General features: G+C 39.5%; 20 protein-coding genes and 1 tRNA gene. 17 read left to right on the top strand and 4 right to left on the bottom strand.

Annotated features, from left to right (window positions below; genetic code table 11):
• Nucleotides 1–226 precede the first annotated feature (226 nt).
• Nucleotides 227–961, top strand: coding sequence for a bifunctional demethylmenaquinone methyltransferase/2-methoxy-6-polyprenyl-1,4-benzoquinol methylase UbiE (ubiE, locus tag AB657_RS17395; protein WP_047247659.1), 735 nt, complete (start codon nucleotides 227–229; stop codon nucleotides 959–961).
• Between the two features lie 61 nt (nucleotides 962–1,022).
• The gene (gene porT / locus AB657_RS17390; protein WP_047247658.1) at nucleotides 1,023–1,718 is read left to right on the top strand and encodes a type IX secretion/gliding motility protein PorT/SprT; all 696 of its coding nucleotides are present in this window, start codon (nucleotides 1,023–1,025) and stop codon (nucleotides 1,716–1,718) included.
• 15 nt (nucleotides 1,719–1,733) lie between these two features.
• Here porT and AB657_RS17385 read toward each other — a convergent pair whose 3' ends face one another.
• Nucleotides 1,734–2,456, bottom strand: coding sequence for a TrmH family RNA methyltransferase (locus tag AB657_RS17385; protein WP_047247657.1), 723 nt, complete (start codon nucleotides 2,454–2,456; stop codon nucleotides 1,734–1,736).
• Nucleotides 2,457–2,531: 75 nt separating this feature from the next.
• Here AB657_RS17385 and tamL point away from each other — a divergent pair, with 75 nt between their 5' ends.
• The 15 genes from tamL (at nucleotide 2,532) to AB657_RS18115 (ending at nucleotide 21,844) form a co-directional block, all read left to right on the top strand.
• Nucleotides 2,532–5,090, top strand: a complete 2,559-nt coding sequence (tamL, locus tag AB657_RS17380) for a translocation and assembly module lipoprotein TamL (RefSeq protein ID WP_316933227.1) — start codon at nucleotides 2,532–2,534, stop codon at nucleotides 5,088–5,090.
• A gap of 60 nt (nucleotides 5,091–5,150) precedes the next feature.
• Nucleotides 5,151–6,218: a class II fructose-bisphosphate aldolase gene (gene fbaA, locus AB657_RS17375; RefSeq protein WP_047247655.1), complete on the top strand. Its 1,068-nt coding sequence runs from the start codon at nucleotides 5,151–5,153 to the stop codon at nucleotides 6,216–6,218.
• A gap of 29 nt (nucleotides 6,219–6,247) precedes the next feature.
• Nucleotides 6,248–7,123 carry an acetyl-CoA carboxylase, carboxyltransferase subunit beta gene (gene accD, locus AB657_RS17370; RefSeq protein WP_047248072.1) on the top strand — a complete coding sequence of 292 codons (876 nt, stop codon included), beginning with the start codon at nucleotides 6,248–6,250 and terminating at the stop codon, nucleotides 7,121–7,123.
• Nucleotides 7,124–7,219: 96 nt separating this feature from the next.
• Nucleotides 7,220–7,489: a 30S ribosomal protein S15 gene (gene rpsO, locus AB657_RS17365; protein WP_047247654.1), complete on the top strand. Its 270-nt coding sequence runs from the start codon at nucleotides 7,220–7,222 to the stop codon at nucleotides 7,487–7,489.
• Nucleotides 7,490–7,690: 201 nt separating this feature from the next.
• A complete protein-coding gene (locus AB657_RS17360) occupies nucleotides 7,691–9,907 on the top strand; it encodes a polyribonucleotide nucleotidyltransferase (protein WP_047247653.1) in 2,217 nt (738 codons plus the stop codon).
• Between the two features lie 159 nt (nucleotides 9,908–10,066).
• The gene (locus tag AB657_RS17355) at nucleotides 10,067–10,930 is read left to right on the top strand and encodes a sigma-70 family RNA polymerase sigma factor (protein WP_047247652.1); all 864 of its coding nucleotides are present in this window, start codon (nucleotides 10,067–10,069) and stop codon (nucleotides 10,928–10,930) included.
• Nucleotides 10,931–11,469: 539 nt separating this feature from the next.
• Nucleotides 11,470–11,856: a helix-turn-helix transcriptional regulator gene (locus AB657_RS17350; RefSeq protein WP_047247651.1), complete on the top strand. Its 387-nt coding sequence runs from the start codon at nucleotides 11,470–11,472 to the stop codon at nucleotides 11,854–11,856.
• Nucleotides 11,857–12,020: 164 nt separating this feature from the next.
• Entirely contained in the window at nucleotides 12,021–12,263 is a 243-nt protein-coding gene (locus tag AB657_RS17345) for a VF530 family protein (RefSeq protein WP_047247650.1), read from the top strand.
• Nucleotides 12,263–12,715: a tRNA (cytidine(34)-2'-O)-methyltransferase gene (locus AB657_RS17340; protein WP_047247649.1), complete on the top strand. Its 453-nt coding sequence runs from the start codon at nucleotides 12,263–12,265 to the stop codon at nucleotides 12,713–12,715. Before AB657_RS17345 ends, AB657_RS17340 begins: the two co-directional genes overlap by 1 nt.
• Nucleotides 12,716–12,762: 47 nt before the next feature.
• On the top strand, nucleotides 12,763–15,399 hold the full coding sequence (locus tag AB657_RS17335; protein WP_047247648.1) for a c-type cytochrome: 2,637 nt from the start codon (nucleotides 12,763–12,765) through the stop codon (nucleotides 15,397–15,399).
• A gap of 276 nt (nucleotides 15,400–15,675) precedes the next feature.
• Nucleotides 15,676–18,795, top strand: a complete 3,120-nt coding sequence (locus AB657_RS17330) for a VPS10 domain-containing protein (protein ID WP_084696453.1) — start codon at nucleotides 15,676–15,678, stop codon at nucleotides 18,793–18,795.
• A gap of 71 nt (nucleotides 18,796–18,866) precedes the next feature.
• Entirely contained in the window at nucleotides 18,867–19,517 is a 651-nt protein-coding gene (gene rpe, locus AB657_RS17325) for a ribulose-phosphate 3-epimerase (RefSeq protein ID WP_047247647.1), read from the top strand.
• Entirely contained in the window at nucleotides 19,517–20,491 is a 975-nt protein-coding gene (locus AB657_RS17320) for a YpdA family putative bacillithiol disulfide reductase (RefSeq protein WP_047248070.1), read from the top strand. The genes rpe and AB657_RS17320 overlap by 1 nt, the downstream gene beginning before the upstream one ends.
• 322 nt (nucleotides 20,492–20,813) lie before the next feature.
• Entirely contained in the window at nucleotides 20,814–21,200 is a 387-nt protein-coding gene (locus tag AB657_RS17315) for a hypothetical protein (RefSeq protein ID WP_157491803.1), read from the top strand.
• Between the two features lie 242 nt (nucleotides 21,201–21,442).
• Nucleotides 21,443–21,844, top strand: coding sequence for a hypothetical protein (locus AB657_RS18115; RefSeq protein WP_047247645.1), 402 nt, complete (start codon nucleotides 21,443–21,445; stop codon nucleotides 21,842–21,844).
• 72 nt (nucleotides 21,845–21,916) lie between these two features.
• On the opposite strand, the gene AB657_RS17305 is transcribed toward AB657_RS18115, so the two are convergent.
• The 3 genes from AB657_RS17305 to ftsZ all read right to left on the bottom strand — a co-directional run bounded on the left by AB657_RS17305 (nucleotide 21,917) and on the right by ftsZ (nucleotide 24,443).
• Nucleotides 21,917–21,990, bottom strand: a tRNA-Arg gene (locus AB657_RS17305).
• An 8-nt stretch (nucleotides 21,991–21,998) separates the two neighbouring features.
• A complete protein-coding gene (locus AB657_RS17300) occupies nucleotides 21,999–22,448 on the bottom strand; it encodes a GatB/YqeY domain-containing protein (protein ID WP_047248069.1) in 450 nt (149 codons plus the stop codon).
• 87 nt (nucleotides 22,449–22,535) lie between these two features.
• Nucleotides 22,536–24,443 carry a cell division protein FtsZ gene (gene ftsZ, locus AB657_RS17295; RefSeq protein ID WP_047247644.1) on the bottom strand — a complete coding sequence of 636 codons (1,908 nt, stop codon included), beginning with the start codon at nucleotides 24,441–24,443 and terminating at the stop codon, nucleotides 22,536–22,538.
• Nucleotides 24,444–24,445 lie beyond the last annotated feature (2 nt).

Genomic DNA, 24,445 nt, shown 5'->3' with positions numbered 1-24,445 from the left:
TATCTTAGGTTGCCTTGAATGAAAGTTAGAAACAAAAACTATAGCTTATCAAATCAAGTGACAAACAACTAATTTCATAAGCGGGCAATTATTTTGCGACAAAATTACATAATTTTATTAGGTTTCAATTTATTTTCAGTGTTTTAAACCCCCACCCCCTCATAACATAACCGCAAAATTTTACGAAAGCCCTACCTATATCGTATCTTTGCTGAAAATTTCACCGATGCCCAAAAAAGTTATCCCATATAAAGATTCCCATCTCGGAAAAAAAGAACAAGTAACCCAAATGTTCGATACCATTTCCACTGACTATGATGGGCTCAACCGTGTTATTTCGTTTGGCATAGACGTAAAATGGCGCAAAAGGGTTGTCTCCATTTTAAAAAAAGAACAACCCAACACTATTTTGGACATCGCTACCGGGACAGGAGATTTGGCCATTGCCATGGTCAAAACGGGGGCCAAAAATATAATAGGGCTCGACATATCACCTGGAATGCTAAATGTTGGAAAAGAAAAAATTCAACAGAAAGAGCTTAGCGAAACTATTGAAATGATAGTAGGCGACAGCGAAAACCTATCATTCGAAAACAACTCTTTCGATGCCGTGACCGTATCTTTTGGTGTTCGAAATTTCGAAAATCTTGAAAAAGGGCTCTCAGAAATACTCAGGGTACTTAAACCCAAAGGCACATTGGTAGTTTTAGAAACCTCTGTACCTACCAAAACACCTTATAAACAAGGTTATCATTTTTATACCAAATACATTCTACCGACCATCGGAAAGATTTTTTCTAAAGACAATTCCGCTTATGGTTACCTAAGCGAATCGGCGGCAGCATTTCCATATGGAGAAAACTTCAACAATATTTTGCGCAAAATTGGGTTTATAGATGTAACCAACAAACCCCAAACATTTGGGGTAGCATCAATTTACGTTGCTAAAAAAGCTGATTAACGGTTAAATTATGCTTGGTTCTATACCTTAAGATCTATGGTAACAATTGATAGATAGCTAAATGAAGAAATGGTTTTTAATATGTTTTGGGGTTTTGTTATTAACACCATCATTAAACGCACAGTTCAATGAAGACCCTATTTTGAATCTTGAGAACGAAGACAAAAAATTTCTTAACTGGGGTTATTTTTTGGGTTTTAACCAATACGATTTTAAGTTCGAATACAAAGAAAACTATCAAGATATACTGGTAAGCAAAAGTATAGGCTTCAATGTGGGCCTTATAGGTGAAATGCGATTGAACGATTTTATGGACCTTCGTTTTGAACCAGGATTACATTATACATCCAGGACCATGGGTTTCCCCGGATTTACAGAGGAAAACGATGCCATTAGAGAAGTAAGATCTACTTATATCAACTTTCCTTTGCTCTTAAAAGTAAGCGCTAAAAGATTAGGGAACTGGAAACCTTTCTTGATAGGAGGAGTATCTACAACTATGAATTTGGGAAGCAACGAAGACAGCTTGGACGATAACAGCGCCGGAACATTTAGAATGAAAAAGAGCGTCCACAATTATGAACTGGGATTTGGCATCGACTTTTATTTGGAGTATTTCAAATTTAGCCCATCCATACGGGGAGTTTTTGCACTAACGGACGAACTGGTAAGGGACAATGACCCCAACAGCCCATGGACTGGCAATATTGACGCCTTAAAGACTCGGGGTATATTCATAAATTTCACTTTTGAATAATAAAAAGAAAGAAAACTACCCTCTTCTGATCTCACTCAATAAAATTGCCGTGGCCGTGGCCACGTTTAAACTTTCTGCCGTATTCTTATTAAACTGGGGGATAGACAAAGTTCCAGTACAAAAATTTTGAACGCGTTCAGATATACCGTTACCCTCGTTCCCCATGACCAACACTCCTTTTTCCGGCAACCTATTTTTATAAACATTGTTACCATCCATAAAAGTACCGTACACGGGCAACTCGTTAGATACAAGGTAAGTCTCTAGATCGGTATAAATAACAGCCACTCTTGCTATAGAACCCATCGTCGCCTGCAACACCTTGGGATTATAACAATCTACCGTGTTCAGAGAACAAACCAACGTTTTTATCCCGAACCAATCGCAGAGTCTAATAATGGTACCCATGTTACCGGGATCCTGCACCCCGTCCAACATTACGACCCAATCGTCGGATACCATCCCCGGACTATCCCTTTTATAGAATACCCCCAACACACCGTTCGGATTTTTAAGGCTACTCATTTGCCTTAACTCTTTTTCCGATATTATCGCTACATTTTCTACATTTACAAAATCAATGTTTTTCTTTGTTAAAAATAATTTATACAACCTAAAATCGGACTCTAACAATTCTTCCACTGTCTTTTTTCCCTCTACTACAAATAGCCCGTGCTCATTTCGGTATTTTTTTTGCTGTAGGTTTTTTATAAGTTTCAATTCACTTTTAACAACCATTCAAATAATGTATTTTTGATTTCTATGAAAACGGTAGCATGCTATAAAAACTACATAGCTAAAATAAGCTTAATCTTGCTACTGGCAATAATCACTTATTCTTGCAACTCTCTAAAAAAGGTTGAGGACAACGAGTACTTGATCGTTAAGAACACCATACTTGTAGATTCCGCCAAGATAAAGAACGAAGATGTCAGAAGTCTTATATATCAAAAATCGAACACACGTCTGTTAGGGTATCCCCTAAGACTAAACCTGTACAACCTTGCCAAAGAAAATCCAGATTCTTTATACCAAGCATGGTTGTACAAAAAACCTAACCGAAAAAAAAGGCTCACGAACCTACTATCTGAAAAACAGGTAGACCGCCTGGGCGAGTCCTTTCTTGTAAAAGGACTAAGTCTTTGGCTAAAGGACATTGGGGAAGCCCCCGTTATTTTAGACACTACCAAGACCAGAAAAACGCTGGAACGGTTAAGCGCCTATTACAATAGTAAAGGGTACTTCAACAATAGTACTACATACACCATAGACTCTACAGATCAAAACAAAAAGGTAAAAGTCGATTATAAAATTACTTTAGGAAAACCCTATGTAATAGATTCCATTTCAAATGACATTTCGTCAAAAGCCATAGATTCTCTGTATTTTCTTAACGCCCAAGAAACCTTTATAAAAAAGGGAGAGCGATTTGACCTGGACAATTTCAACAACGAGCGTGAAAGGTTAACAAGCGTATTCAGAAATAGCGGTATTCGCAACTTTCAGGAAAGCTCTATCACTTTTGATATAGAAAGAGACACTGTCAGAAGTGCCGACGACCAAAAAATGAATATAAACCTTAACATTGGAAACCTTAAAAAGAGGGGCGAAAACGAGGTAACCACTTCTGAATACAAAGTTGAAAAAATAAACAGGATAAATGTTTACACCAACTACCTATCCAAAGAAGATAACACCATAACCGACACGATCTTTTACAAAGACCTAGATATTTACTATACGGGAAAATTCAAGATCAAAGCAAAAACATTGGACGATGCCATTTTCTTTAAAAGCGACAGTATTTATAGGGATATAGATAAAATTAGAACTACCAAGCAATTGAACAGTCTAAATATTTTTAAATACCCCAACGTAATCTTTGAAGAGGACAGCACCGAAAATTATGTGAACACCAATATTTATTTGGCTCCTAAACCCAAGTATTCTTTAGGCACCAACTTTGAAGTTAGTAGATCCAACCTACGAAAAATTGGGGTTGGAATGGGCGCTTCACTACTGATTAGAAACATTTTTAAAGGCGCCGAAAACCTAAGCTTATCTGCCGATGGAACATTTGGTCTTTTAAGTAGCGAAACGTATCAGGAAGATTATTTTTCCGAAATCGGAGGTGAGATAACCTTGGATTTTCCAAGAATATGGTTTCCTTTTATTAGAACTACGAAAATCATTCCGAACTATACCTTACCTAAAACCAGAATCGCAATTGGCACCAGTTTTCAGAAAAACATAGGACTGGACAAACAAACACTCAGTAGTGTTCTTGGATACAATTGGTCTCCCAACAATTTTAAGAAGCATGCCATTGAACTTCTGAACATACAGTATGTAAGAAATGTAAACCCAGAACGTTTTTTTGACGTTTACACCACTACCTACAATCAATTAAACGAAATTGCCACCGACGAGGATATATCCGTAAACCCTTCCTATTTTAACGAAGACAATGACCTAACCACACCTACAGAGATAGAAGACGGTGTCACCGCAGGAACGACCGGATTTATAAACGATGTACTAAACGGAGTCATACCCGTTTCCTCCACAGGGTTAACAGAAGATGATTATGACGACGTAAAAAGTATCAACGAAAGAGAGGAAAGATTAACGGAAAACAACCTGATCTTTACCACCAACTATACTTTCAACAAAAACAATAGAGACGGTATACTTGACAATAATTTTTATCAGTTCCGTTTTAAAGTGGAGGGTGCCGGAAACCTATTATCGGCCCTGTCGGGCATAATACCTTTCAACGAAAATGACGACGAACAACTTTTGGTTTTCGGCGTACCTTTTTCCCAGTATGTTAAAACGGAATTTGATTATGTAAAGTATTGGGATCTTTCGAGATCTAACGTATTGGCCGTAAGAACCTTTTTTGGCATTGCCATACCCTACGGCAACTCAACCAATATTCCTTTCATAAAAAGTTATTTTGCAGGGGGATCCAATGACAATAGGGCCTGGTACCCTTATTCATTGGGCCCAGGACGAACTTCCGCCTTAAACGATTATAATGAAGCCAACCTAAAACTTGCCTTTAACCTAGAATATAGATTTCCTTTGTTCGGAGATTTAAACGGTGCCGTATTTGCCGATGCGGGCAATATATGGAACGTATTCGATGACGTAGATAATGAAGACGCCACCTTTAATGGGCTCGAATCTTTAAAAGACATAGCGCTTGGTACAGGTTTTGGTATCCGTTACGATTTTACCTATTTTCTTTTTAGGCTAGATTTAGGGTTCAAAACATATAATCCGGCCGAAATACAATCAAAAAGGTGGTTTAGAGATTATAATTTTGCCAATTCGGTTTTACAAATTGGTATTAACTATCCCTTTTAAGTACAATTGTTTTATTACTTTTGTTTCTCAATTTATAGAAACTAAATAGACCAAAAGATTATGGCTCATAATATTAAACCTGGTGTTGCTACCGGAGACCAAGTTCAAGATATTTTCAAATATGCAAAAGAAAAAGGCTTTGCGCTACCTGCGGTTAACGTTATAGGATCTAACACAATAAATGGAGTTTTAGAAACAGCCGCTAGTTTAAACGCTCCCGTAATCATACAATTCTCTAATGGCGGGGCTCAGTTCAATGCCGGAAAAGGACTCTCTAACGAAGGGCAAAATGCCGCCATTCAAGGTGCCATTGCAGGAGCAAAACATGTACACCAATTAGCAGAGGCTTATGGAGCTACCGTTATCTTACATACCGACCACTGTGCAAAAAAACTATTACCATGGATAGACGGTTTGTTAGATGCCAGTGAAAAACACTATGCAGAAACAGGTAAGTCATTGTTCAGCTCGCACATGATCGACCTATCTGAAGAGCCAATCGAGGAAAACATTGAAATTTGCAAAGGATACCTTGAACGAATGAGCAAAATGGAAATGACCCTGGAAATAGAGTTGGGTATTACCGGAGGAGAGGAAGATGGCGTTGACAATTCAGATGTGGACGACTCTAAATTATACACACAACCAGAAGAAGTAGCCTATGCTTATGAAGAACTATCTAAAGTTAGCCATAGATTTACAATAGCCGCCGCTTTCGGAAACGTTCACGGGGTGTACAAACCCGGAAACGTAAAACTTACCCCGAAAATCCTTAAAAACTCACAAGAATATATTTCTAAAAAATATGGCGTAGGCCATAACCATATTGACTTTGTTTTCCATGGCGGATCAGGATCTTCTGTCGAGGAAATAAGGGAAGGTATCAGCTACGGTGTAATTAAAATGAACATTGATACAGATTTACAGTACGCCTTTTTAGCCGGGGTAAGAGATTACATTCAGGATAACAAAGACTATCTACAATCTCAAATCGGAAACCCCAAGGGAGCAGACGAGCCCAACAAAAAGTTCTATGACCCTAGAGTATGGTTAAGAAAAGGTGAAAATGCATTCGTAGAGCGTTTGAAAAAGGCTTTTGAAGATTTAAACAATATAGACACGCTTTAATTCGGAAACAAAAACCTTTAATGGAAGACATGACTGCTTGGTTTAAAAGAAAGGAAAAAGGGATTCAGACTTCTACGGAAGAAAAAAAGGACACGCCAAAGGGATTATGGTATAAGTCCCCCACAGGAAAGATCGTAGAATCCGAGGAATTGGCCAAAAACTTTTATGTAAGCCCAGAGGACGATTATCACGTAAGAATTGGAAGTAAAGAGTATTTCGAAATACTTTTTGATGATAACAAGTTCACTGAACTAGACGCAAAACTATCATCAAAAGACCCCTTAAAATTTGAGGATACCAAAAAGTACAGCGAAAGGCTTAAAGCAGCCCAGAAGAAAACAGGGTTAAAAGATGCCGTAAGAACCGGCTACGGAAAATCTCTTGGCAAACATATCGTTATCTGCTGTATGGATTTCGCCTTTATCGGAGGCTCTATGGGTAGTGTGGTAGGCGAAAAGATCGCCAGAGGTATCGACTATGCCATTAAAAAGAAAGTGCCGTTTGTCATGATATCCAAATCTGGAGGTGCCAGAATGATGGAAGCGGCCCTATCGCTTATGCAATTGGCAAAAACATCTGTAAAACTAGCACAACTGGCCGATGCCGGATTGCCTTACATTTCTTTGTGTACCGACCCCACCACAGGGGGCACCACCGCTTCATATGCAATGTTGGGCGATATTAATATTGCCGAACCAGGTGCATTGATCGGTTTTGCAGGTCCACGTATTGTAAAGGACACCACCGGGAAAGAATTGCCCGAAGGTTTCCAATCTTCAGAATTTTTGCTGGAACATGGATTTTTAGATTTTATATCTCATAGAAAAAATCTAAAAAAGAACATTAACCTTTACATTGACCTTATTCAAAATAATCCGGTACGTAAAATAGAAGAAACTGCTTAATCACAAAAAATTAGTTCAAATTCTAAAAAAGACCTATCTTTGCGCCCTGATTGAAAATCAATCGGATACATAAAAATCATTTAAAACAATATTGGAATGTATTTAACGAAAGAAGTTAAGGCCGAAATTTTTAAAAAATACGGCGGAAAAGCGGAGAACACAGGTTCTACCGAAGGTCAGATTGCATTGTTTACACACCGTATCAATCATTTGACAAATCACTTAAAGAAGAATCACAAAGATTACAACACAGAGCGTTCGTTGGTAAAACTTGTGGGTAAAAGAAGAAGTCTTCTTGATTATATGATCAAAAAAGATATTGTAAAATACAGAGAGCTTATAAAAGAGCTTGGTATTAGAAAATAAGAATTCTAAAGGGGATAGTTAACTATCCCCTTTTTTTAAAGAAAATTCATGTCCAAGAATTAAAAAAGGACAATCACAAAAAGCTACACTTAGTTTTTCATTGGTCCGTACAACAACACAACAACAACTCCGACCACAAAAAAGTGTCGGAAAGACCATTGTTTAACAAGCCTGTAAACATACAGGTTTTAATCAAAATTTATGATTCCAAAAGTATTTAGAGAGGTCATTGACCTTGGTGACGGTAGAGAAATTTCTATCGAAACCGGAAAATTGGCAAAACAGGCCCATGGTTCTGTTGTTGTACAATCGGGAAAATGTATGTTATTATGTACAGTTGTTTCCAACTACAAACAATCTGATGTGGATTTTCTTCCACTAACAGTTGATTACCGTGAAAAATTTGCGGCAGCTGGCCGTTACCCCGGAGGTTTTTTCAAAAGAGAGGCCAGACCAAGTGATGGTGAAGTATTGACCATGCGTTTAGTGGATCGTGTTCTACGTCCATTATTCCCAAAAGATTACCATTCAGAAACCCAGGTTATGATCCAGTTAATGTCTCATGACCCAGAGGTGATGCCAGATGCCATGGCAGGTTTAGCTGCTTCGGCGGCCATTCAATTATCAGACTTTCCTTTTGAGTGTCCTATCTCAGAAGTAAGGGTTGGACGTATTAATGGTGAATTCATCATCAACCCGTCTTTTGCCCAGTTGGAAGAAAGTGATATAGATATGGTTATTGGCGCATCTGCAGATTCTGTAATGATGGTGGAAGGCGAAATGAAAGAGATTTCAGAAGAAGAAATGACCGAAGCTATCAAATTTGCACATGAAGCCATTAAAGTACAATGCGAGGCACAAGTACGATTGGCCGAAGCTTTCGGTAAAAAAGAAGTTCGTGAGTACGAACCCGAAAGAGAAGACGAAGAACTAGAGAAAAAAGTGCATGACCTAACTTACGATAAGGTATATGCCATTGCAAAAGCAGGTTCTGCCAAACACGAAAGAACAGCGGCGTTCGAAGCCATCAAAGAAGAGGTAATCGCTTCTTTTTCTGAAGAAGAACAAGAAGAATACGGTTCTTTGATCTCTAAATATTTTTACAAGGCCGAAAAAGCTGCGGTAAGAGACCTAACCCTAAACGAAGGTTTACGTTTAGACGGTCGTAAAACAAATGAAATTAGACCTATCTGGTGCGAGGTGGACTACTTGCCATCAACACATGGATCTTCTATATTCACCAGAGGTGAGACCCAAGCTTTAGCTACTGTAACCTTAGGAACCTCAAGAGATTCCAACCAAATAGATATGCCATCACACGAAGGTGAAGAGCGTTTCTATTTACATTACAACTTCCCTCCTTTCTCAACCGGAGAAGCTAGACCTATTCGTGGTACCTCTCGTAGAGAAGTAGGACACGGAAACTTGGCACAACGTGCGTTAAAAGGTATGGTTCCAGACGATTGCCCATATACTGTACGTGTTGTTTCGGAAGTATTGGAATCTAACGGTTCTTCTTCCATGGCTACCGTATGTGCCGGTACAATGGCATTGATGGACGCCGGGGTTCAGTTGAAAAAACCCGTTTCCGGTATTGCCATGGGATTGATTACCGATACCGAAAGTGGCAAGTACGCGGTACTTTCAGACATCTTGGGCGATGAAGACCACCTAGGAGACATGGACTTTAAAGTTACAGGTACGGCAGACGGTATTACTGCTTGCCAAATGGACATTAAAGTAAAGGGGCTTTCTTATGAAATATTGGTAAATGCCTTGAAACAGGCAAGAGACGGTCGTTTGCATATACTTGGTAAACTGACCGACACTATTGCTGCACCGAATCCAGAAGTGAAACCTCACTCTCCAAAAATGGTTACCCGTGTAATTCCGAATGAATTCATAGGTGCTTTAATTGGCCCTGGAGGTAAAGTAATACAAGAACTTCAGAAAGAAACGGACACTACTATTGTTATCAATGAAGATCCTGTTACCGAAGAGGGTATTGTTGAAATTCTTGGTACCGATAAAAATGGTATCGATGCCGTATTGGCAAAAATCGATTCTTTGATGTTCAAACCAGAAGTTGGAAGTGTATACGAAGTTAAGGTAATCAAAATGTTAGATTTTGGTGCTGTTGTAGAATACACAGAGGCTCCAGGCAACGAAGTACTGTTACATGTATCTGAGTTGGCATGGGAACGTACCGAGAATGTATCCGATGTGGTAAACATGGGCGATGTTTTTGATGTAAAATACTTTGGTATAGATCCTAGAACCAGAAAAGAAAAAGTGTCACGCAAGGCTCTTTTACCAAAACCAGAAGGTTTTAAGGAAAGACCCCCTCGCGATGACAAACGTAGAGACGATCGTAGAAATAACGACCGTAACCGCGATAGAAAACCAAGAAGAGATTAATATATCTTTTGGCAAAAATAAAAGCCCCAACAATTAAGTTGGGGCTTTTTTTATGTATTTCAACGGAAAAAACATTTTTTTTCACCGCGTTTGTAACATTTCAAAGATTTCAACGTATAAGTATATGCAGTCTATGCAGATTGAACTTAATTTAGATTAATGAGACAGCTTAAGATTACTAAACAGGTCACCAACAGGGAGACCGCATCTTTGGACAAGTACTTACAAGAAATTGGAAAAGTAGATTTGATTACCGCTGATGAAGAAGTAGAGTTGGCACAACGCATCAAGGCAGGCGACCAGATCGCTCTTGAAAAACTTACAAAAGCCAACCTCCGATTCGTGGTATCGGTAGCTAAACAGTACCAAAACCAAGGACTTACTTTACCGGATTTGATAAACGAGGGAAACCTTGGTCTTATCAAAGCTGCACAGCGTTTTGACGAAACGCGGGGATTTAAGTTTATCTCCTACGCCGTATGGTGGATCCGTCAATCTATTTTACAGGCATTGGCAGAGCAATCCCGTATTGTTCGTTTGCCTTTGAACAAAATTGGATCTATAAACAAGATCAACAAAACATTTGCCTTCTTGGAGCAAGCCCATGAGCGTATACCTTCTGCGGAAGAGATCGCCAAGGAATTGGACATGACGGTAGAAGACGTAAAACAATCATTGAAGAACTCGGGTCGACATGTATCTATGGATGCCCCATTGATCGACGGTGAAGATTCTAACCTTTATGATGTATTGCGTAGTGGCGAGTCTCCAAATCCAGATAGGGAATTGTTGCACGAGTCGTTACGTACAGAAATAGAACGTGCCCTTGAAACTTTAACTCCTAGAGAAGCGGACGTTATAAGATTGTATTTCGGACTTGCAGGTCAACATTCCATGACATTGGAAGAAATAGGAGAAACTTTTGACCTTACAAGGGAAAGAGTTCGCCAAATTAAAGAAAAAGCAATCAGAAGGCTAAAACACACATCTAGAAGCAAGATATTGAAAACATATCTTGGGTAACTAGTAAAAATTACACGTTAAATATTCCCTAAATTGGAATTTTGGCATATTAGTTGTAATTTTATCGGTAACAACAGTTTATCATGACTGTTCGTTTTTTGATTGATGAATAAACTCCGGCTGATTACCGGAGTTTTTTCATTTATACCACCAATAAACACAAGGCTTTACATCTAAACGAACACTTTAACGAACACTTTTCAATGCGAAAAAAAACACAGCAATGGCATCGTTACTGGCTTTGAAGGTTCTTGGTTTAAACGATCTGAATAAAAGCTTTCAAAGATTATTAAAAAAGGTTGGTATGTATACTGTACAAGCCTAGTTACACCCACTATTATTTACCGGTTTTTAAACCTGTCATCATCAGCTTAAATTAATATAGCTATTACCAGATAACCCCATCTTTTTAAGAACATTAGCACCTACAACCTGTACTTGAACACTCTTTTCTTATTTGAACATAATGCGTAAATTACCGTTCCTTTTTTTGTTACCATAAAAACAGAACACATCAAAAACGTAACACAAAAAATAAAATGACCGGAGAAGAATTAAGACAGCTAAGGCTAAAAAATGGTTACACACAAAAACAACTTGCCGAAATTATAGGTGTTACACGTAAGACCATAAACGCACATGAGAACTCGAACAACATTCCAAAATCTAAAGCCAAACTATATAGGTTGAAACTTGGGAACCTAGATAAGATCAATGAAGAATCAAGAATAAAACTACCTACCAAGCCCTTCAACAAAAACAAAATTGATGAAATGGACGTTCGGGATTTAGCGGGTTATATTGCGGATAACAAAGAGGAGTTAATGAAAGATGTTATTTTTAAAACGGTTATCGAATCCCTATATTCAAAAGACGAAATACTTAAAATCTTAAAAGAAATAAACCAAAATCTTAAACCTCAATAGACTTTTACGGCCATTACCGCAAGGCACTGAGAAACTAAACTATATTCCCAATATTAATTTATCTTTGAAAGCACAAAACCTATAGCTTTCTAGTCACCTTATGACAAGTACGGCAAATGCCTATAATAAAAAACACATTATAGGTATTTAGAAAAAGCCTTCTTATGGAACCTGAAAAAAAATCGCCCAAGACACAACCTAACAATCCGTTACATGGTGTAAAATTAGTGGACATATTAGAACAATTAACGGAAAAATACACTTGGGAAGAGCTGGCAAGCAAAATAAACATCAATTGTTTTAAAAGTAATCCTTCTATAAAATCCAGTTTAAAATTTTTAAGAAGAACCCCTTGGGCCCGTTCAAAGGTAGAAGCGCTCTATTTAAAATCATTACCTAAAAATTAATGGGCTTTAACATTGTTCTCATAGAACCCGAGATTCCGAACAATACGGGTAACATAGGCAGATTGGCCTTGGCCACCGGATCCACCCTACACCTGGTAAAGCCTTATGGTTTCGAAATTACCGATAAGCGTTTAAAACGTGCCGGCCTAGATTATTGGCAGCACTTAAATGTATTGGAATACGAAAACCAAGAGACTTTTTTTAAAGAGCACCAGAACAAAAAAATGGTTTTCTTTTCCTCCTCGGCCAAAAAGACCCATTGGGATATTGAATTTAAAGACGACATGTATCTTGTTTTCGGAAAAGAATCGGTAGGTCTGCCCAAGTTTCTATTAGAACAAAATAGTAATCAAACAGCCAAGATTCCGTTATACAGCCCTCACATAAGAAGCCTAAACCTCTCTAATGCCGTGAGCACCGTACTTTATGAAGGACTTCGTCAATTAAGCTGAAAATCAATCGGGTAAGTTTGTATCTTTAAGAGATAAAGACCAACCCAATGTACCAAAATATTTTACATACTACCTCTGCCGTAGTCCTAATTTTGTTCTTCTTATCATGTCAAGATAATAAAGAAAAACCCAACAAAGAACCCAATAACGAAATCTCGTTTTCAATTCCCGAAGGTTTTGTTCTGGAAGAAATCTATCATCCAAGCCAAAACGACCAAGGTTCTTGGGTCGCCATGGCACAAGGCGATAATAATCAAATGTACGCCTGTGACCAATACGGAAACATTTATCAATTTAACACCCCAAAAAAAGGTGAAACCATCGAATCTAAAGACGTTCAACCTTTGAATTTGGAGATTGGCGAAGCACATGGGCTTCTTTGGGCCTTTAATAGCCTATATGTAGCGGTAAACAAAAATTGGGACGACAACATTCCCGATAACAAAGAAAAAGGGAGCGGTATCTACAGAATAACAGATTCTGACCAAGATGGAACATTGGATAAGGTTACAATGTTGTTGAAGCTTCAAGGGAGCGGAGAGCACGGACCACATAGCCTCACCCTATCTCCAGATGGCAAATACATTTACTTTATTGCAGGTAACCATACCTTGATTCCCGACACCGTAAAAGAAAACAGCCTAATCCCGACAAACTGGAACGAGGACAACCTTTTTACACCATATTTAGACGCAAGAGGCCATGCAAACAACATAAAAGCACCTGGAGGATGGATCGCCAAATTCGATGAAACAGGTACTTCATGGCAACTAATCAGTGCCGGTTATAGAAATCCGTTTGACATAGCATTTAACAACGATGGCGAATTGTTTACCTATGATGCCGATATGGAATGGGACATTGGTATGCCCTGGTACAGGCCTACCCGTATTTGCCATGTAACCAGTGGCAGTGAATATGGATGGCGTACAGGATCGGGAAAATGGCCCGCCTATTACCCCGATAACCTGCCAGCGGTACATAATCTGGAACAAGGCTCCCCTACGGCCGTACTGGCCGCCTCTCACCTTAATTTTCCATCAAAATATCAAAACGGGTTACTGGTTATGGACTGGAGTTTTGGCACCGTTTATTTTATAGACCTTAAGACTAACGGAAGCTCATACATAGCCGACAGGGAAGAATTTTTGTCGGGCACCCCCCTACCCTTGACAGATATGGTCGCTGGAAACGATGGCAATCTATATTTTGCCACTGGCGGTCGTCGTTTAGACTCTCGCCTATATCGTCTTAGCTATAATGGTTCAGAAAATATAGCAGAAACAACTTCTACCAAAATATCCAATAAAGCCCTTACACTGCGTAAACAGTTAGAGCAATTTCACGAAACAGTGTCACCAGAAGGTATTTCTCTCGCCTGGGAACATTTAAACAACAAGGATCGTTTTATTAGATATGCTTCCCGCATCGTACTGGAACATCAACCAGTAGAAACTTGGTTGGATCGTTATTCAAAAGAAACAGATGCCACAAAAACCATAGAAGCCAGCATTGCACTGAGCCATCAAGGAAACAAAGAATTACAATCCCTAGTACTCGGCCAACTACAACAACTAAACATCGACACTTTACCTGTCGAAAAACAAATAGACCTTTTACGGGCCTACGCCTTAAACTTTATAAGAATGGGACACCCCGTAAAACCTGAAAGTACCGCCATCATACAAAAATTAAACCCCATGTTCCCTCATAAGAACAATGCCATTTCCAAAGAACTGGGGCAACTTTTATTGTATTTGAACGCCGATGGTATCATTGAAAAATTAGTAGATCAATTGGAGTACCATACAGAACAAAAAACTATTACCGATGGGGTAGAGATGTTATCGGAAGAAGCCACCTTACGAAGTGAGCAATATGGTCCATTGATCAGGGACGTTATTTCTAAAATGCCCCCAAGTGAAGCTATCTATTACGGTATTCTCTTAAGTAATGCCGATAAAGGTTGGACGGACGAACTGAGAAAACGATACTTTTCTTGGTATTTTGACGTATTGGGTAGCAAAGGAGGCATGAGCTTTAAAGCATATATGGAAAATGTAAGACAGAGGGCCCTGACCCATGTACCTGCCAAAGACCGGGACTATTATTCTGAAATATCTGGCTCTTACTCCCCCACCTCTGCCATTTCCGACCTGCCACAACCCAAAGGTCCAGGCAAAAATTACTCTGGTGATGACATGGGCAATATTGTCTGGGGCGGATTGGATTCTTACAACGGAACAATAGCTGACGGAAAAAGGGCCTTTGCCTCGGCGACCTGCGTTCTCTGCCATAGAATGAGGGGCGAAGGAGGTGCTGCCGGACCAGACCTTACACAGGCCCATACCAAATTTAGCACCTATGACCTTATGTTCGCCATTTACAGTCCCAACGATGAAATATCGGATCAATATGCGAATACACTCTTTCATTTAAAAAACGATGAAAAAATTGCCGGGCGAATTAAGTCGGATGCAGGTGATTCTATCGTGATAATGCCAAATCCCTTTAATGAAAGCTACACGGTAACCTTGGCCAAAAACAACATTGTAAAAAAAGAAGTGTCACCAATTTCACCCATGCCCCCAGGATTACTAAATAGACTGAATGAAAAAGAGGTTTTAGACCTATTTGCCTATATCATTGCCGGGGGAGATGAAAACCATGAAATATACAGGTAAACACCAAAACATATTTTCTCAATATTCAAATTACCAATTGCGAACAGCACTGTGATCAACAGAAAAAAATTCTTATTCGGTACAACTTTTAACATTTACAAAATTGATAAAATACACACCACTTTTTAAGATTATCACTAAAAGACGACGCTATAAATACAACTACTTTATTAACCTAAATTACAGTGCGTTAAAATTACGCCCCCCTTTACAAATGATCTATTAAATTATTATTTTCAGACAGATATCTTTAACCGACCACCAAACAACTATTACATGAAAACTAAATTTTTATCTTTCTTTATTTTCGGCATTCTATCCATGTATGGTATCTACGGGCAGGACACATCCAACAATTCTGCAACTGTTACCCCTATTGATGAAGCCTTTTACAAAAACCTTAAATGGAGAAATATTGGCCCCATAAGGGGTGGGCGATCCCTTGCCTCCGCAGGCAGCCCCAGTCGGCCAAATGAATATTACTTTGGCGCTACCGGAGGAGGTCTATGGAAAACCACCGACGGCGGCAACGAATGGTTTCCCGTTACTGACGGACAAATTACCAGTTCATCCGTAGGTGCAGTGGCCGTTGCTGAAACAAACCCCGATATCGTTTACATTGGTATGGGAGAAGTTCAACTTAGAGGCAGCATTACACAAGGTGATGGTGTTTACAAAAGTTCCGACGGAGGAAAAACATGGAAACATATAGGATTGAAAGAAACACAAGCCGTATCTAGAATTCGAATTCACCCTACCGACCCTGATATCGTATACGTGGCCGCGCTTGGCCATCCCTACGGAGACAATGAAGAACGTGGGGTATTCAAAAGTACCGATGGCGGTAATACATGGAAAAAAGTTCTGTACGTTAGCGATAAGGCCGGTGCCGTAGATTTGATTATAGACCGAAACAACCCTAAAGTGTTATACGCCAGCACATGGCAAGTTCAAAGAAAAGCCTGGAAAATGTGGGGCGGCGGGCCCGATTGTAAACTATGGAAATCTACCGATGGCGGCGAAACATGGAACGATCTCACAAAAAACCCAGGTATGCCAGAGGGGCCACTGGGCAAAATCGGCGTTACGGTATCGCCCGCAGATTCTAATCGCGTATGGGCCATTATAGAAGCCAATGAAGGTGGTGTTTTTCGGTCGGACGATGGAGGTAAAACATGGCAATTGACCAATAATGAGCGTAAGCTAAGACAACGTGCCTTCTATTATTCTAGAATATACGCCGATCCCCTAGATAAAGAAACTGTATATGGGCTCAACGTTAATTTTTGGAAATCTACCGATGGCGGTAAAACTTTCGATACAGAAATAAAAGTACCGCATGGTGACAACCACGACCTATGGATCGACCCCAATAATCCCGAACGTATGATTTCTTCCAATGATGGTGGTGGTGTCGTAAGTATCAATGGAGGAAAATCATGGACAGAGGAAGATTACATAACCACCCAACTGTACCATGTAATGGCTACAAGCGATGTTCCTTATCATGTAGCCGGAGCTCAACAAGACAATAGTACCATTGCTGTACCCAGTGATGGGTGGGAGCACATGCAGGCAAGAGGACAAGGCGATGGATGGGCCTATGCCGTAGGTGGCGGCGAAAGTGGTTGGATCACCCAACACCCGACAAATCCCGATATTTTTTACGCAGGTAGCCAAGGCGCCCTACTAACACGTTATGACAGAAGCAACGGTCAAATTAGGGATATACAGGTATATCCCAGGTTTTTTTCTGGAGAACCTGCCAGTGCCTTACCCGAACGTTGGCAGTGGACGTTCCCTATTATGTTTGCCCCCAAAGACCCCAATGTAATGTACACCTGTTCACAACACGTTTGGAAAACTACTGACGACGGTCAATCTTGGCAAAAGATAAGTCCAGACCTTACTTATGCAGACCCCTCCACTTTAGGCAAAACAGGGGGAGTGATTACCATGGACATGAACGGGCCCGAAATATACGCTACCGTTTTTGCACTGGCTCCATCCTATCACGACATTAATACTATTTGGGCAGGATCTGATGATGGCAAAATACATATCACTCGAGATGGTGGAGAAAACTGGAAAGATATCACCCCTAAATATTTACCCAAATTCTCTCGCGTAAGTATCATCGACGAATCGCGCCACAACCCGGGTACTCTGTACGTTGCCGCCAACCGATACCAGGTAGACGACAGACAGCCCTATGTATTTAAGACACACGATTATGGTAAAACATGGACCAAAATCATAAACGGAATAGCAGACGGTCATTTTGCCAGGGCGGTCAGGGAAGATCCGGTCAGGGAAGGCCTTTTATTTTTGGCCACTGAACACGGTGTTTATTTCTCTATAAACGATGGTGAATTGTGGCAAAGTTTACAATTAAAACTTCCGGACACTCCTGTTCGAGATTTGGTCATAAAAGATAACGATGTAGTCTTAGGCACACACGGAAGAGGCTTTTGGATATTGGACGATATTCAGCCCCTGCGCCAATATACCACAGAAATGAACTCTCAAGAAGCTGTGCTTTTTAAACCTGCCAATGCAATTAGGGGCATAAACAATGCCGTTGTCCAATATTATCTTAAAGACCAAAAAGACACGATTACTTTCGAAATTTACGATGCCAACGATAAATTGATCAATACCTTTACGGGAAGCAAACCAGAATACCCTGTTGATCCCAATATACCAAGATGGCGCCGCGGAGGATCATCGAAACCCACCACGGCAAAAGGTATAAATACTTTTACCTGGGACTTAAGATATCCCGGTGCGACCACTTTTGAAGGAATGATTATCTGGAGCGCAAGACCCGGCAGGGGCCCTAAAGCGCCCATTGGAACCTATAAAGTAAAAATGAAGACGGGCGAGTATGAAAAAACATACTCCTTTGACATTGAAATGGACCCCAACTTAAAAGGTATAACCAAAGCAGATTTGGACGAACAATTTGAATTGGCCAACAAAATAATGGCCAAGACAAGTGCGGCCAATGAAGCGGTTATTAAAATAAGGAAGATAAAATCTTTTTTTAAGGATCATAGATCAAAGTTCACGGATAAGGAATACGAGAAAACCATCACTTCTTTTGTAAACCAATTATCAGAAATAGAAGAAGAACTGTATCAAGTAAAAAACCAATCGAACCAAGACCCCTTGAATTTCCCGATAAAGCTGAACAACAGGTTGGCATCGCTTCGCAGAAGTATAGAATCTGGAGAAGCCAGACCAACAGATGGTGCATATAAGGTATTCGATGAGCTCTCTGCCGAACTTAATACCCACCTGAACAAACTGGAAAGCACCATTGAAAGTAATTCAAAAAAAATAAATTCTATGCTCAAAACAAACGGATTACAGACAATTGACCAAATTAAGTAAAAGGATTACCAATACCTTTTCGATAAGGAATTCAAATACTTATTTTTGTACTGGAATTTAATTCAAATAAAATGAAACACCCCCTTATAGCTCCTTCACTATTGGCCGCCGATTTTGGCAATTTGCAACGAGATGTTGAAATGGTGAATGCAAGTGAGGCAGACTGGCACCATATAGATGTAATGGACGGTGTTTTTGTTCCCAATATTTCGTACGGCATGCCGGTTGTAAAAGCTATTCAAAAATATGCGACCAAACCGTTGGACGTACATTTAATGATCGTAGACCCCGACCGATATATTGAAACCTTTGCAAAACTTGGGGCAGCAACACTAACGGTGCATTACGAGGCCTGCACTCATTTACACAGAACCATACAGGCCATAAAGGCACATGGAATGAAAGCAGGGGTGGCCCTAAACCCGCACACCAATGTCAATTTATTGGAAGATACCATACAAGATATAGACATGGTACTAATCATGAGTGTCAACCCTGGTTTTGGAGGTCAGACCTTTATTGAGAACACTTTCAATAAAATAAAGGCCCTTAAAGAATTGATTCTTAGAAATAAAGCCAAAACATTGATAGAAATCGATGGTGGTGTTACAAATAAAAATGCAAAAGATTTAGTAGAAGCTGGTGCCGATGTTCTTGTTGCCGGTAGTTTTGTTTTTAAAAGCCAAGATCCGGTACGTACTATTTCAGAATTGAAAGGATGATGGAGAAATTTGATGTAGTCATTATTGGAGGTGGCCCAATAGGTATTGCCTGTGGCCTTGAAGCTCAAAAAAAAGGGCTTTCTTATATAATTTTAGAAAAGGGACCTATTGTGAATTCCCTTTTTAATTACCCAGCGAATATGCAGTTCTTTTCTTCTTCAGAACGACTGGAGATAGACGAAATTCCATTTATTAGCAAGGAGGCAAAACCCAAACGCGATGAAGCCTTGGAATACTACAGAAGAATAGTTACTTCGAACAAACTGAACATTCATTTGTTCGAAAAGGTAACCAATGTAGAAAAACAACCTGATTCTTTTGTCGTAATTACCAATAAAAAAGAATACGTGGGCACCAACGTTATTGTGGCCACCGGTTTCTATGACATTCCGAACACCTTGAATGTTCCAGGAGAAGACTTAGAGAAAGTTTCCCACTATTATAACAACCCTCATTATTACGCCGGACAAAAAGTAGTGGTGGTCGGCGCAAGTAACAGCGCCATAGATGCGGCATTGGAATGTTGGCGAAAAGGGGCAGAGGTCACTTTAGTGGTTCGTGGCCCGGAAATAGGACAACGTGTTAAATATTGGGTAAGGCCAGATATCATCAATAGAATTGAAGAAGGAAGTATTAAAGCGTACTTCAACAGTACCGTAAAGGCAATTTACCCGGAATCTATCGAAATAAACACAGAAGGAAATACAATTAGTATTCCCAATGATTTTGTATTGGCGCTAACGGGATACAAACCAAATTTCAATTTTTTGGAAAAATTGGGCATCAATATTTCCGATGACTCTAAAAGATTACCCGAGTATGATCAGGAAACCATGGAAACGAACATCAAAAATTTGTATCTCGCCGGTGTTATCTGCGGAGGAATGGAAACCCATAAATGGTTTATAGAGAACTCTAGGATACACGCAAAAATGATTGTTGCAAACATTCTTAAAAAAAAGGCTAAAAACTAACTATCGCAAGCGCTTAAACTAATAGCGCAATTAAAAGGACGGTTAAACACATTTGCCCAAATTTTAATTTTCTTACCTATTACTTCGTAATAATACCTTTGTACCTACCTTACCCATAGTCTGCTATTGCTAGCAAGTGGACCACTCCGTTAACACCCTTTACACACAACATAAAGGGGAGAATAGTGTCTTTTGCACCACCTCCTTTACACCTTAAAAACATCGTACCCCTGAAAACAGGGAGACTAAAATCACAATTCATGGGGTACACCACCTTCTGTTATTGCAAGACCTTTGTATGGAACAAAAACAACTAATTACCATGAAACTAAGAATCATCATTGCAGCCATCATTACAACTTGTATCTCATGCAACAACAGTACATTGCCTTCGAAAACACATTTACAGGTATCTACATTAAAGACCAATATTTTATTGGAGAATGCCACAAAGAAACCATTTTCAAGACCTCAAAAAAATGACAATGTCTCACTTATAATTACCGGAAAATCAATTTTAAGGGGAACTGCCATTTTTAAGGTTACCGATCCAGAAGGAAACGAAATTCATTGTGAAAGTTTTCCTGCGAAAAATTTGATTGAGCCAGAATACAAAATTGCCAATTCCACTTTGCAAGAAGCTCACATAAGGGATGTTGTAAAAAACTATTTTGCGGACAACACCACATTTATTGCAAGTAGAAAATAAAAGGACTCTAAAAAAGTATCACCCTCAATAGTATAACCATGATTATTTTTGGCACGGGATCAGCAAATTTAGAAACCATACAAGTCAGCAACGAAGTTTGTAATCATTGTAATAAAGAAGACACGATCTTCTTTTCATATTATCGCAGACATGTTCACATTTTTTGGATACCGATATTTCCATTGCGAAAAACCGGCCGTTCTTATTGTAGCCATTGCCAGCAAACCTTATCTCCCAAACAAATGCCTATTGGCCTTAAAACCAAATTTAAGAACACCAAGGATCAGGTCAAGGGCTCTTTCTGGCAATTTTCAGGTACCATCATCTTTATTCTACTAATAGGTCTTACTGGATATACAAGCAGTATATCTAAAAAAAATACTACAAGCTATCTAAAAACACCCGCTGTTGGGGATATTTACGAATACCGATTGGACTCTGGGTATTATTCTACCATGGTGTTAAAGCGAATAACCCGTGACAGCTTGTATATGGCCCTTAATTACTACGAAATGCCCAAGCAATCGCGGTTATACAATATCGACAAAGAAAAAAACTACCGGCAAGAGATTTATGGATTTAGTAAAGAGGAAATAAAAAGCATGAAAAATTCAGGAACAATCTTAAATATAAAAAGGCCTTAACTATAGGGCCTTGTTATACTAAACACGAATAAACAATAAAACCACGCTAAAAGCGTGGTTTTATTTACTTAGTGACCCCGGAGGGATTCAAACCCCCAACCCTCAGAGCCGAAATCTGATGCGCTATTCAGTTGCGCCACGGAGCCAAAATTTATTACGAATTCAATTTTTGTTTTACTATTGAGGATATCATCTTTCCATCTGCCTGTCCGGCCAATTCTTTTGAAACTATCCCCATTACCTTGCCCATATCTTTCATACCGGAAGCACCTATACTATCAATTGTCTGCACCACTACCTTCTCCACTTCCTCTTCTGTTAACTGCTCTGGCAAAAACTGTTCTATCACCGCTACCTGTGCCAACTCGGGATCGGCCAAATCTTGTCTGCCCTGTTCTATGAATATTGCCGCACTATCCTTTCGTTGTTTCACCAATTTCTGTACCAGCTTAATTTCTTCCTCTTCACTTATTTCTGAACCAGCTCCACTAGTACTCGCCAATAAAAGTGCCGATTTAATAGCACGTAAAGATTCCAAAGCTACGGTATCTTTAGCCTTCATAGCAACTTTCATTTGCTCCATTACCTTTGTCTGTAAACTCATGGCCATTTAAATTTGGACTGCGAAGATAAAAAATAAACCCGAAAACATAATTTGTTTTCGGGTTTAAAACTATCTTAAAAGTTTGTTTTAATCTACATTGTCGTGCAGAAAAGAATTGTTTGAGCGTAGTTGAATCTCGTCGTTACTATCATCGCTCAAGCTGGTTCTTGAGATTTTTGATTCTCTCTGATAATCATTTAAATCCACACCCTGTCTTCTATAGGCAGGTTCCTTTTCAATCTCATCTATATTACTTAAGCTATTTTTAAACTTATAGTTGAAGTCTTTCAATTTTCTTCTACGTTCGTCGGCCCTTTCCCTTAAAAGTTCTTCTATCGGAGTTTCCATCGGGTCAACTGGGGTGTTCTCTTTTTGAACGGGCTTGTCTTCTGGCAGGGTCTTTTTCTCAAAAACCAATTCGTCTTCCACTATTTTTGGATCAAACTCCTCTGCTTTTGACTTGGCTCCCGTCAATTTGTTCTCCAACTCCATATAATCGTCCAAGCTGTAGCGTGTTTCCCCCTTCTTGTTGTACTCTAGCACCGGAATAATCTCTACACTGTCCTTAACCTCCAATTCTTTAACCTCCTCATCTAAATTAAAGGTTATTACATTTTCTTTTTCCTCCTCTTCCAAAGGCAGTTCAAAGCTCATGGCAAACTGATCTTCTTCTTGCTTTACCCTAACTTCCTCTGGCTCTACCACATTCATGTTCTTGATTTTGGCCGAAGATTCCAAAATCACAAATTCATCTTCAGAAACGTTCTTCGCTACCACTTCATCGTAAAAAACATTAAAGTTTCTTATGTAGTTTGTGGTAGGTATCAAATCAAAATCATCCTCTTCTAAAAACTGATATTTGGCAACGGGCTCGTCTTTTTCCTCTTCTTCTTCTACTTCTAAATTATGTACTGTTCTTTTATTGGACAACAACTCTTTTTCTGCCTTTTGACCATCTTCAAGAGTATGAATAATTTTTTTTGTCTCGGTATTTACGATGTCATCTTGTTGCTCAACGTTAAAACCCGTTGCAATTACCGTTACGGCGATGGCTTCTCCTAAAGATTCGTCTTCACCAACACCCATAATAATATTGGCCCCATAACCAGCCTCTATCTGAATATGGTCGTTGATCTCCCCTATTTCATCTATGGTAATCTCTTGAGCTCCTGAAACGATCAACAACAATACGTTTTTGGCTCCTTTTATCTTATTATCGTTCAACAATGGAGAATCCAATGCTTTCATAATGGCCTCATTGGCCCTGGCGGAACCAGATGCTACGGCAGACCCCATGATCGCCGTTCCACTGTTAGATAGTACGGTTTTGGCATCTCGCAAGTCAATGTTTTGAGTATAGTGATGTGTTATTACCTCTGCTATACCTCTTGCCGCTGTTGCCAATACTTCATCTGCCTTTGAAAAACCAGCTTTAAAACCTAGGTTTCCGTAGACCTCCCTAAGTTTATTGTTATTGATCACGATCAAAGAATCAACATTTTTACGTAGCTTTTCAATTCCTTTTTGCGCTTGATCACAACGCATTTTTCCTTCAAATTGAAAAGGCATAGTAACAATACCGACGGTAAGAACATCCATCTCTTTTGCAAACTTGGCAATCACGGGAGCAGCACCAGTACCTGTTCCCCCACCCATTCCGGCGGTAATAAATATCATCTTTGTAGTACTGTCCAACATGCTTTTGATGTCTTCCATACTCTCCATCGCAGCCTGTTCACCTACTTCAGGGTTGGCACCAGCCCCCAATCCTTCAGTTAAAGAAACCCCTAATTGAATTTTGTTAGGTACGGGACTATTGTCCAATGCCTGGGCATCTGTGTTACAGATAACAAAATCCACTCCGTTAATACCCGCCTGGAACATGTGGTTAATGGCATTGCTACCACCACCTCCAACTCCGATGACCTTTATAACGTTGCTTTGATTTTTTGGAAGATCAAAAGAGATACTATCAAATTCGTTGTTCTTACTCATAT

This window comes from Maribacter thermophilus (assembly GCF_001020565.1).
GTDB lineage: Bacteria > Bacteroidota > Bacteroidia > Flavobacteriales > Flavobacteriaceae > Maribacter > Maribacter thermophilus.
This window is presented reverse-complemented; position numbering and strand designations above follow the sequence as displayed.